This is a genomic window from Thiofractor thiocamini (genome assembly GCF_055384375.1).
This window is the reverse complement of sequence record NZ_AP042389.1, coordinates 678,736-690,718: the sequence shown is the minus strand read 5'-3', so window position 1 is coordinate 690,718 and position 11,983 is coordinate 678,736. Positions and strand designations below refer to the sequence as shown.

At 32.1% G+C, this 11,983-nt stretch carries 10 protein-coding genes; 2 read left to right on the top strand and 8 right to left on the bottom strand.

Annotation, left to right across the window (positions count from 1 at the left end):
• Positions 1-5: 5 nt before the first annotated feature.
• Positions 6-452 (bottom strand): GatB/YqeY domain-containing protein, encoded by a 447-nt coding sequence (locus tag ACZ47B_RS03480; protein WP_464895294.1) that lies wholly within the window; start codon positions 450-452, stop codon positions 6-8.
• A gap of 94 nt (positions 453-546) precedes the next feature.
• Between ACZ47B_RS03480 and flgH the strand changes: the two genes are divergently transcribed.
• Positions 547-1,266 (top strand): flagellar basal body L-ring protein FlgH, encoded by a 720-nt coding sequence (flgH, locus tag ACZ47B_RS03475; RefSeq protein ID WP_464895293.1) that lies wholly within the window; start codon positions 547-549, stop codon positions 1,264-1,266.
• Between the two features lie 33 nt (positions 1,267-1,299).
• Entirely contained in the window at positions 1,300-2,685 is a 1,386-nt protein-coding gene (locus ACZ47B_RS03470; RefSeq protein WP_464895292.1) for a DNA recombination protein RmuC, read from the top strand.
• 6 nt (positions 2,686-2,691) lie between these two features.
• Here ACZ47B_RS03470 and ACZ47B_RS03465 read toward each other — a convergent pair whose 3' ends face one another.
• The 7 genes from ACZ47B_RS03465 to ACZ47B_RS03435 all read right to left on the bottom strand — a co-directional run bounded on the left by ACZ47B_RS03465 (position 2,692) and on the right by ACZ47B_RS03435 (position 11,928).
• On the bottom strand, positions 2,692-3,291 hold the full coding sequence (locus ACZ47B_RS03465) for a TetR/AcrR family transcriptional regulator (RefSeq protein WP_464895291.1): 600 nt from the start codon (positions 3,289-3,291) through the stop codon (positions 2,692-2,694).
• 597 nt (positions 3,292-3,888) lie between these two features.
• Positions 3,889-4,344, bottom strand: a complete 456-nt coding sequence (locus ACZ47B_RS03460; protein WP_464895290.1) for a chemotaxis protein CheX — start codon at positions 4,342-4,344, stop codon at positions 3,889-3,891.
• A complete protein-coding gene (locus tag ACZ47B_RS03455; RefSeq protein ID WP_464895289.1) occupies positions 4,329-4,703 on the bottom strand; it encodes a response regulator in 375 nt (124 codons plus the stop codon). Before ACZ47B_RS03455 ends, ACZ47B_RS03460 begins: the two co-directional genes overlap by 16 nt.
• Complete coding sequence (locus ACZ47B_RS03450) at positions 4,697-6,925, bottom strand: PAS domain S-box protein (RefSeq protein WP_464895288.1); 2,229 nt, start codon at positions 6,923-6,925, stop codon at positions 4,697-4,699. The genes ACZ47B_RS03455 and ACZ47B_RS03450 overlap by 7 nt, the downstream gene beginning before the upstream one ends.
• On the bottom strand, positions 6,922-8,652 hold the full coding sequence (locus ACZ47B_RS03445; RefSeq protein ID WP_464895287.1) for an EAL domain-containing response regulator: 1,731 nt from the start codon (positions 8,650-8,652) through the stop codon (positions 6,922-6,924). Before ACZ47B_RS03445 ends, ACZ47B_RS03450 begins: the two co-directional genes overlap by 4 nt.
• Complete coding sequence (locus tag ACZ47B_RS03440) at positions 8,649-9,239, bottom strand: sensor histidine kinase (protein ID WP_464895286.1); 591 nt, start codon at positions 9,237-9,239, stop codon at positions 8,649-8,651. Before ACZ47B_RS03440 ends, ACZ47B_RS03445 begins: the two co-directional genes overlap by 4 nt.
• A 7-nt stretch (positions 9,240-9,246) precedes the next feature.
• A complete protein-coding gene (locus ACZ47B_RS03435) occupies positions 9,247-11,928 on the bottom strand; it encodes an ABC transporter substrate-binding protein (protein WP_464895285.1) in 2,682 nt (893 codons plus the stop codon).
• Positions 11,929-11,983 lie beyond the last annotated feature (55 nt).

Here is an 11,983-nt window from a genome sequence, read left to right as displayed (position 1 = left end):
AAGAGTTATCCCAATAACTCTTTTACTATCACATTGATCCTTTTACCGTCGGCTTTTCCGGCTGTTTCTTTTATGGCCAAACCCATGACTTTACCCATATCTTTCATGGAAGCGGCACCGGTTTTGGAGATGATTTGAGATATTACCTCTTTTAATTCATCGTCGCTCAACTGTTTTGGAAGATATTTTTTTAGTATCTCCACTCCGGCTTTTTCCTGTTCATACAAGTCGTCTCTTCCGGCATCTTTGTACTGCGTCATGGAATCTTCTCTTTGCTTGATGGATCTTTGGATGATTTTTATGATATCTTCATCACTCAACTCTTTTCTTTCATCAACTTCAACTTGCTTTAAAGAACTCATGAGAAATCTTATGGTATCTCTTGTAATATTGTCCTTGTTTTTCATGGCATTTTTCATATCAAGCTGTAGTTTTTCTTTTAATTTGCTCATGCTCTTTCACTCCTTGAGGGTATCTCTAAATTTATTTGGAACTGTTTTTGCTTAATAACTTGTAATTATACCATATAAATATGATGGAGAACCCATGAAGAAAAAACTTATGATATTTTTCTCTAGTCTGAGTATAGTGCTGTTTTCAGGATGTGCTACAAAAAGCGTGGATCCAAAGATAGCCATGAAACCGCCGGCTTATGTGGAGCAGTTGCCTTCTCAAGAAAAAGAGGGGCAGATCCAAAACGAAGGAAGTCTTTTTGGAAAAGGGGACAACCCCTTGTTTTCAGATAGAAAAGCGATGAATGTGAATGACCTGGTTACAGTTGTCATAGATGAAAACATTCTTCAAAGTTCAAGCGCAAAAAAGAGTTTGTCAAAAAATACCAATGATCAGTTGGGAGGTGGAATCTTCACTAGTACCGGCAATAATGCGGCGGTAAACGGAGCAGTCAATAAAGTAAACGGACTTACAAATATAGGATTTGGAACAAATTCGCAAAACAGTTTTTCAAGCAAAGGAGACAACACCAGAAGTGAGCAGTTTACCACAACCATTTCAGCCAGAGTTGTTAAGATACTGAATAACGGCAACTACTTTATAGTAGGAAGCAGAGAAATGCTCATAAACGGCGAAAAACAGATCATACAGATAAGCGGTGTTATAAGACCTTACGATATAGACCAGACCAATACCATAAGTTCAAAATATGTTGCCGATGCAAAGATACTTTATAAAACAGAAGGCTCGATGGATATAAATTCTCACAAAGGGTGGGGCACGAAGCTTGTTGAGAGCATTTGGCCTTTTTAGAGATATCACAATCTTAATAAGAAAGAAGTTTTTATGACTATAGATACTATTTACTTGGTTTATGCTCTTGTTGGTATAATTATCTTGATGATAGTTTTTTTCTCTTTTACCATCAAGGAAAAGAATAAACAGTTAAAAGAGGCATATCATGCTATAGAGCAGAAGATATCGGATATCGGGCATTTAAAAGAAGATATATCAAAACTCAAAGCTCATCTTGAAGAAAAAGAGCACAATATAGAAAATTTAAAGAAAATATGTGATGAAAAAACACTTATTATCAAAGATTTGCAAGAAAAAAACAGTCACAACGAAACTGTTATAGCAACACTTAATACAACCATAAAAGAGCAGAAAAAAAGCATAGAAGAAAAATTGAAACTTCTCGAGGAAAACAGAGATAAACTTACCAAGGAATTTCACTATATCGCAAACAAAGTGCTGGAAAACAACAGTAAAAAGTTTACCGAGCAAAGCTCTCAGGGGGTAAAAGAGTTGATAACCCCGGTAAAACTGCAACTTGAAGAGTTCAAAAAAAGAGTGAATGATATATATGATAAAGAATCAAAAGAGAGAAACACTCTTTTAAATGAGATAAAAACCCTTAAAGAGTTAAATGAAAAGATGAGCCAGGATGCTCTCAATCTTACAAATGCTCTAAAAGGAGAGTCAAAACAGCAAGGCACATGGGGTGAAATGATACTTGAGAGAGTTTTGGAAAGCTCCGGGCTTAGAGAAGGCGAAGAGTATGAACGAGAAGTGGTGCTAAAAAGCGGTAACGGTGAGAAATTTCGTCCAGATGTGATAGTCAAACTTCCCGGTGACAGGCAGATCATCATAGATGCTAAAACTTCATTGACTCATTATGAACAGTATGTATCAAGTGAAGATGAGGAGTCTAAAAAGAGATATCTATCCTTGCATCTTAACTCCATAAAAGAGCATATAAAAGAACTTTCTAAGAAAGATTACGAAAAACTGCAAGGGGTGAACTCTTTGGATTTTATATTTATGTTCATTCCTATCGAGGGAGCTTTGCTTTTGGCTTTAAAAAGTGATCCACTTCTTTATGACAAAGCTTTTAAAGAGCATATAGTTTTAGTCAGTCCGACAACTCTCCTAGTCGCTCTAAGAGCAGTAGAAAATAGTTGGAGATATGAAAAACAGGCAAGAAATATAAAAGAGGTGACTATAAAGGCTGAGAAGCTCTATAGTAAATTCGTGGGCTTTTTGAAAGATTTTGAAAATATCGGAAAAAGCATCAAGAAGAGTGAAGAGAGTTACAAAGAAGCTCTCAAAAAACTCTCAACCGGAAGAGGCAATATCATAAGACAAATCACTCTTTTTAAAGAGAGTGCCAACATATCCCCCAAAAATGAAATACCCCAAGAATTGGTCGATGCATCAACCGTAGAGTAGTTTAGCTCATGCGCTTATCATTTCCCAAAAGAAATCTATATGTTTTTCAAAGAGTGTTGCTTCAGTTGTAGTCGATACACCGTCAAGCCTGAGAAGTGTAGTTTGCATCCTGTAAAAGAAAAGAGGAGCTAAAAATTCTCTTGCCATTAGCATAGGATCGCTTGAGCGGATCATGCCTTCTTGCATCATTATGAAAAATGCTTGAGAGAGGATCTTAAGATGTGCCTGGTGAAAATCATTTAAAAATATATCTCTTATATTTTTATTTTGCATCAGCTCAATCATCATAAATCTAAAGAATTTTTCAGATCTGTCATCATAGGATAAAAGCTTGAATGAAGTGGCAAATTCTCTTAAAAAACTTTTTCCTTTTTTTGCGGAAACTTCCAGAGGCCTATCACCTTGAACCAGTGAAAGAGAGGAAGAGGATAGGGTGGATACTATAGTGTTAAGTATATCCTCCTTGTTTTTAAAATGATTGTACAAAGCACTCTCTCTTATACCCACTTTTGATGAAATCATTCTAACCGAAGCTCCTTTATATCCTTTTTGAGAAAAAAGCTCCAATGCAGCATCAAGAATCTTTTCTTTAGTTGTTTTACTCATTCAAATCCCTTTATAATGGTCTTTGTAATTATACTTAACAACTGTTCATTTGTCAAGTATATTTATATGAACAACTGTTATATTTACTCTAAATTAGCAAGAACAAGTGTTCATATGATATACTTTACGGTTATGTGCACTATAGAGTAAAATAAAGTTGTTTACTCTGATGTCTCTGATACTTATGGTTGGGTGAGTGGTTGAAGTTGTGCTTGTATTGGGCTTATTTGCCCAAGTAAATCAATATGCCTTACATACTCATTCGATATATTCTGCACATCATAATCTAAATCTTCAAGTATATGGATATGCAACTTTATTTGTTATATCATCTGTTAATTTTTCCATAGAATATTGTATGTAAAATTTTATGTAAAATTTTACATACGTTCACCAAATGGTTTTATTTAGTATAATGCATGCTGTCATATAATATTGCACAAAATAGTATTAAGGAATATTTAGTATTTTCAAGAGAATATATATTATGTTAACCAATATGAAATTGGATAAAATAATATGTAACATATAAATAAATATATCTCGATTCTTGCTATTGGCGATAGACGTAATTTTTAAAGATTTGTAGGACTATTTCTAATCAACTACAAAAATCTCATATGTAAAAATCCCTCTGTTTGTTCTTATCTGCTTAGAAGACGAAAACTTTTTTGATAAATTTTTATCTATGTCTATAGGTGGACTTAGTATAGCTTTTTGATAAGAGACAGGAAAAGATGATATAGATAAACCTGCTATAGTGTTGGCTATCTCTTTTGGTAACTCTTTTAACAATTCTAACTTTTCAGAGGCTTCTAACTCCATCGGAAAAAAAATCTTATATATGTGATTTGACAACTCTCTATCCATATAAATAACAAAATATATCTTTATATCTGCACTAAAGCTTACGGCACTTATATACTCTTTGTCAGTATAGTCAAAAGTTACACCTGTTGCGATATCCTCAATATCAAGAGATATATCATGTTTTAAAAAAGCTATAGTTGTGTTACTTATGCTATCAAATATAGCTTTTACATATTTTGACATTCTGGATATACTTTTGTTATGGCTTTTGTAAGCTTTTCTTCAGTTATAGGTTTTAGCACATAACCTTTTGCTCCATTCATGATAGCTTCCATCACCATATTTTCTTCACCATGGGATGTTATCATGATGATTTTTGCATCTTTATAGCTTTTTTTTATCTGCTTTAGTGCTTCTATTCCGTTCATAACGGGCATTGTTATATCCATCGTGACCAAATCCGGTAGTGTTTCCCTGTAAAGCTCTATAGCTTCTTTACCGGATTTTGCCTGTGCTACGACATTGAACCCTATGCTTTCAAGCTTCATTTGTAAAGTTTTTCTGATGATTGTCGAATCATCAACTATCATGATATTTAACATAATTCCTCCTTTAGTAATGGTATAACAAAGGCAAAACTTACGCCTTTGTTGATTTTGTTTTGTATTTTTATATTTCCGTCTATTTTTTCTATTTCATTTTTGATTGCACTCATCCCTACCCCTCTTCCAGAAAGCATATCTGCACTATCTTTGGTAGATAAATTATCAGCAAATATCAAGCTCAATTTTTCATCTTCACTCATATCTTTAGATTGGGATGAGTTTATGATATTTTTATCTATGGCATTGGATACAACTTTATCTATATCTATACCCGAGCCGTCATCACTTATATCTATATATAGCTTATCTTGTTCTATTTTATAGGCACATTTTATCGTGGCATATATATCTTTTCCCATTTTTTCTCTTGTACTACCCTCTTTTACTCCATGATCAACACAATTGTTAAAAAGATGCACTAGTGAGTCAACAAACGGTTTTAATCTCTTTGGCAATACCCACTCTTTATCACCCTCTATCTGAAGTGGATAGATGAGTTTATCTAACTTTTTGGCAACTTTTTCAACTTGTATAGAGTATTGCTTTAAGATATGATATAAAGGAGTATATCTCATCCCTTTTAACCTATGTATAACTTTATCAAAACTATCTTTATAATTTTTATCAACTTTTATCTGTTCAAGTTCTTCAATGATATTATCTAACTCTTTAACATCAACTTTCAAAGAGGATTTTTTTAGAAAATTTTCTCCCAATGTTTCATCTATGATTTTTATATCTTTTTCAAAAATCGCTTTTAAGTTAAAATCATCAAATACTTTTGATATATCTTGCAAAGCAGTATCCTTTATCTTTGATTCAAGATCATGTATAGCATTGCTGATATAAAGCATATCTTTTTGTGCAAAAATCCCTTTAAAAGTGTGAAGTTTTCTAAGTAGTATATCTTTATCTTTTGGTGGATTTGTTATAAACTTTTCAAAGTCAGATTTTAACTCTACAAACTCTTCCTGATTGCTAACAACGGAAACTATCATCTTTTGTATCATGTTTTGTCTGTCTATCTTTTTTTTAAGTTGTTTAGTTTCAGTTATATCCTGTATAACCAGCATAAACCTATATCCGTCCAATATCTTATAATCTATCCGTATGTTTTTACCGTGTAATTTCAACTCTTTTGGAAAAAGAGAGAGTATCAAATCCTTACTTAAATCATCTTCTATATCTATGATATTTTTTATACCGTTTCTAAATAAGTTTTTACTTGTATTGTTATTTTCAAATAAAAGTTCACTTATATCTAACCCTGCTATATCATCTTTTTTAAAGATTTTCAAACACTCTTTTGAGTAGCTATCTTCACACTTAAAATTTTTATCAAAAGATAAAAAGCCCTCTCCTGCATTATCTAAAAGAAGATTGACTTTTTTATGAAGCTCTTCAACTCTTTTTTGAGCAGTTATATCCAGTCTTATAGCACTATATCCGACATGTTTTTTATCTTTATCGTAGTAGGGTGCTATGTAGGCTTTTACCCAGTAAAAACTACCGTCTTTTTTTAGATTTTTTACTTCACCGACCCATAGTTTTTCCTGTTTTATCGTATGCCACATATCTCTAAAGGCCGACTTTGGCATATCGGGGTGTCTTACTATGTTGTGCGGTTTTCCTATCAACTCCTCTTTTGTATATCCTGAGATATCTTCATAAGCTTTGCTTGCATAAGTGATGATACCTTTTAAATCTGTTCTTGAAGCTATAACATAAGTATCAAAACTATCTATCATAGCATCCAATTCTTGATTTAGTTTTTCTATCTCATTAAGTTTTTCTTTCTCTTTCTTTCTCTCTTCTATCTGATTTGTAATCTTTGAAATTTTTTCAAAAAATACTTTTGTATCGATAGGTTTGTTTACAAAATCATCAATACCTATATCGATAAGCTGTTGTAATTTTTCTGATTCATTATATGCGGATACGATAAGTACAGGTTGTATATGGTTCAACTGCTTCATCTGCCGACACATCTCTATACCATCCATAACCGGCATAGCTATATCACTTATAACCAAGTCGTAGTGATGTTGATATTTATCATATTGTTCTATATATTTTGACAATCCCTCTTGACCATTTTGTGCTATGTCGATTTTATCAAAAAAATTGTACAAAAGTTTTAGTGTCTGTTCTCTTGCTTCTTTGTTATCTTCTACATATAACACTTTTAACTTTTTACTCATTGAGATAAGTTTTATCATAATGTTTCATCCTTTATGTCATCTATACTCATCGGTTTTCCAAAGTAATACCCTTGAAACTCATCTACACCCAATTCATAAACTATATCGAAGACCTCTTTATCACTTACAAACTCTGCTATTGTTTTCATCCCCAAGGATTTTGAAAGATTTACAACCGCTTTTATCACTCTTCTTGATCTAAGATCTTTTACTACATTTTTTACAAGAGTTGAGTCTATCTTTAGATAATCAGGTGATAAACCTATAACATGTGAAAGATTTGAGTATCCGCTGCCAAAGTCATCTATAGCTACCAATGCACCAAGTTTTTTTAACTCTTGTAACTTACTTGCAAATGAGTGATAATCTTTTATCTGCTGATCTTCAAGTATCTCAAGTATGATTTTATGTTGTTTATCATCCCTTTCTTGCAACTCATTTTTTATCAGGCTTATAAGTTTTCTATCATACAAATCTTGATAATCCAAATTGATTGAAAATGATATAGGCTTATTTCTGGTCAACTTAAAAGTTTTTTCTATCATTTTGTATGATAATATTTCATATTTTTTAGTCTGTCTTGATATATCTAAAAAGTTATTTGGAGTTACGGCTATGGTATTGTTATCTTTATTCTTTTGTAAGATTCGTATGAGTGATTCATACTTAATGATTTGTTGTTTGCGATTTACGATAGGTTGAAAGTATGGAGTTACTCTATCTTCTTCTATAGATTTTTTTATCTCTTTTCTCCAGTATAAATTGTTTTGCAACTGCTTAGTTCTATCTATCTGAGAACTATATGCACTATATTTTTTCCCGTTTGATTTGGCATTGTAAAGTGCGATACTTGCTTTTGCCAAAGAGTTACTATTGCCAAAAGACATCCCTATGGCTATATCAAGTTCTATATCTTCATTGAGAGATTTGATATGAAGTCGATTTTTTGCAAAATACTCAAGCAACTCATATGTAGTCTCTTCATATCTTTGCATATCGATATACTCTACCATATCAAAAAGTACAAACTCATCTCCAAAAATTCTAAAAACTTTATAACCTTTATCTTTAGCAAATTGACTAAGAAGTTTTGAAAATTGTACAAGTATCTCATTTGCTATATCTATACCGTACAATTCATTGTAAGTTCTAAAAGAATCTATATCTATCATAAAAATGATAGGTATATAGTTTTTGTCATATTTGCTAAACTCCTCTATGATAGCAGCTCTATTTGGTAGTAAAGTCAACTCATCGGTATATAATCTTTTGGATAACTCTTTTGTTTTTTTCTCAACCTCTTTTTCTAATTTGTCGGTATAATTAATGTTTTCTCTTTTTAGTTTTAACTTTTCTAAAATCTTATAAAGAAGCATAGAAAACTGCTTTATATCTATGGGTTTTATGACAAAACCATCTACTCCTAACTTAATCGCCTCAGTAAAATACCCTATTTCATTGTGTGCCGATATCAAAACACAAGGTAAGTTCTCATCAAGTTTCCTTATATGATTTAGCATCTCTATGCCATTCATAAAAGGCATACTTATATCTGCAAAGACGATATCTACTCTCTCTTTTTTAAACTCTTCAAGACCCTCTTGTCCATTGGTTGCTATAACTATATCGTTAAAAAAATTTTTAAAAAGTTTTAGCGTTTGCTCTCTTACTTCAAAATTGTCTTCGACGTATAGAACTTTTAATGTCTTGCTGAAATTTAAAATTTCTTTCATATGTTTTTTCATTTTTTATCCAGTATCAATTCTATGAAAAATATTGCACCATCTTTACCATTTTGCACTTTTAAGCTTCCTCCGCAGTGATTTTCTATAATGATTTTAGACATATACAGTCCAAGTCCGGTTCCATCCTTCTGGAATTTTGTAGAAAAATACGGATCAAATATCTTATCTGCAACTTCCGAAGGAATCCCCCCTGCGTTATCTTCGACAGTCATTATAATGCTATCTTTAGTATTTTCTGCACCAAGGATAATATATGGATTTTTAATATCTTTTTCAAGTATGGCATCCTCGGCATTTTTTATGATATTCAGTATTACCTGTATAAGTTCGTTTTTATATGTCCAAAATTTTTTATCGGAATTATATTTTTTAATGATTTTTATGTTTTTATTTTCCAAAGATTTACCTATGATCTTAAGCGTATCTTCAAATATTTCTTTGGGAGTAACGTTAGTTTTTGTCTTGTTTTTCTTGAAGAAATTTCTAAAGTCATCTATAGTTTTGCTCAGATATTGAGAGTATCTGTCTATGAGTGTGATTTCCTCTTCAAAAACTTTTTTGTCTATCTTGTCAAGCATTATTTTCATTTTTAGGTTACCCGTGGTTGCACTTATAGCTGCAAAGTGGTTGTCTCCATTGATGTGCTATCATGGAGAGCATCTCTCCCATTTGAGCCAGCCTGGATTGTTCAAAAAGTTTTTGGTCTTTTAGTCTGTTCTTTTCTACCTCTTGTTCGATTTTATTTTTTAGTGATAGATTCAAATTCTCTAATTTATCCTTAAATTTTTTCTGTCTCATATATAGATATAGAATGATGAATAAAACAAACATAGAAAGCATCACGGTTATGATGATAGCCTTGCTATGATAGCGGTCGACATATTTGACAGTTGTCCATTTTTGGTATATGATATTCTGTGTGTCAGGAGATATGCTTGATAGTGCTTTGTTTATGGTGTTCAGTAAAATCCTATCATCTTTTCTAACAGCGATAGAGAGGTTGTATACCATGTTGGTGTATCCTGCAATCTGTAGATCCGAAAAATCATACTTCGCTTTATAGTATGAGAGTACAGGCAGTGTTGCAATAGTAAAATATACTTTATCGTTTAAAACATATTCAAATGATTGTTTATACCCTGTTGTCTCTATGATCTTTAGTTTGGGATATCTTTTTTTAAGCAAGGAGATAAGTCCGCTGCCTTTATTTCTGGACATAGTATTATTTGTGATTGATTTTAGATCGGTAACAATCGGCTTATCTTTTTTTGTGATTATCGCCAATTTGTATATAAGGTATGGCTTTGTGAAGTTGGCATATTTGAGCCTTTCTTCTGTTTTTGCAGTTGCAGGTAAGATATCACATTTCTTTTCTTTAAGGAACTTTTGCGATTGGCTCCATGTCTTTGTTTTGATAAAATCCAATTTTAAATTTAATCTGCTCGCAACTATCTTTACCGTGTCTATGGATATGCCGTTTGGGGTATCATTTTGCCAAAACTCTATGGGTGCTACATTGGGATTGATGCAAACTCTTATAGAGCTTCTTTTTTTAAGGTATTCTTTTTCTGTTTTTGTAAAATACCATTCCGCTTGAGTATTTATAAAATTGTAATAACCAAACCATTTTTGTTCCAATTTTATCAATTTATTTTTATCGATAGATTTCTCGGCTTTTGATAAGATATCTTTTAACTCTTTATTGCTTTTTGACACTCCTAGCCTTAACTTTTTAAATGTTCCCTCGCTTTTTATATAGCTTGATATTTTTATGTTTGGAATGTTTTTTTGCCTGATCAAAAAACTTAAAACTTCTTTTGAACCGATAACCGCATCGACTTTGCCTTTGGATAAAAAGTTTAAAGCTTCCAATTGATCATGAACCGATATGCGTTTTATGCTTGGAAAGTATTTTTTCAAGTTATATTCTATCAAGGAGCCTTTGACGACAGCCACTTTTTTAAATTTTAGATCACCGATATCATCTATGTTGTCACTATGGACATTTGTATATATCACTGTCTGGGTTGTATAGTAACCATCGGTGAAACCTATATATTTTTCTCTTTCTTTGCTTTTTATTATATTTGGTATGATATCGATTTTTCCGGCTCGCAATAATTTCAAATACTGATACCGACTGTAGTTGCTTATATATTTGATCCTTACATGAAGTTTTCTCGCCAAAAGGTTTATATAGTCGATAGAAAAACCTTTGGCCTTGCCGTCGACATTGTAGTTAAAAGGAGGAAAATTTTCAGTATTGGCAACAAACAGTACAGGATGTTTCTTCAAGTATTTTTTTTCCCGGTCGGTCAACTTTATACTTGAATCATATTCGGAGAAAATCAATTTATCATAGTCGGCTCTTTTTTTGGTATACCCCATAACATTGTATATATCATAAATTTTTTCTATTTTATTCTTGTTTATATATCCTATGTATTCTGTTTTGTAGTACGCAAGCTTTTTTAAAACTTTGGCTTCATAAAGCAAGGCATCTTTTGTTTTGTGTTGAGTGTTATATTTTTTATATATCAAATCAACACTCTCTTTTATATGGCTGAAGGCATATCTCCAACCTCTTAGGGATGCATCTTTGAATTTTTTCACTCTTTGTCTGTGTTTGGCTACTTCCATACCGCTTGTATAGAGAATATCGGAGTAAAAATCAAATCCATATGTTGCCGGGTCAAATACTATAATATCATTGAACTTTTTTTTCAGTATATATAGCTGGTTGGATTTATATACGGAAATCACATCAACTTTTCCGGATATAAAATTTTTAATTTTATCAACCTTTGGATTTTTCAACAGCATTATGTTTTTTGGAAAAATGTGATTGGCATGAAGCATGGCAAGGATAGGAGCGGATTTTTCAGCCGCACCCAGGATAAATCTTTTATTTTTTAAATCTTTTATATCTTTGATGCCGGATGATTTTCTGGCAATCAAAACAAAAGGAGAAGACTGAAATATCGCTGCTAAAAGAGTGATGTTTCTATCGTTTGCGGCATCTATGAGCAGAGAACTTCTGCCTATTGCGTATTGGACTTGGTTGGATAAAACTTTTTTTAAAACGTTATCTCTTTTTTTGTAGCTTATGATGTTTACATCAAGCCCTACATCTTTATAGAAGCCTTTCTCTTTTGCTATATAACAACCGGCAAATTGAAATTGGTCATACCAGTCAAGTTGAAGTGAAACTTTTTCCGGTTTCTGTCCTGCCAGGAGGCTAAAAACTGCCAACAGATAAATTAATATACTCTTCATTTATACCCCAAAAAAATATTTGAAGTATTTTATCAAAACTATGTCTCAGAAAAGT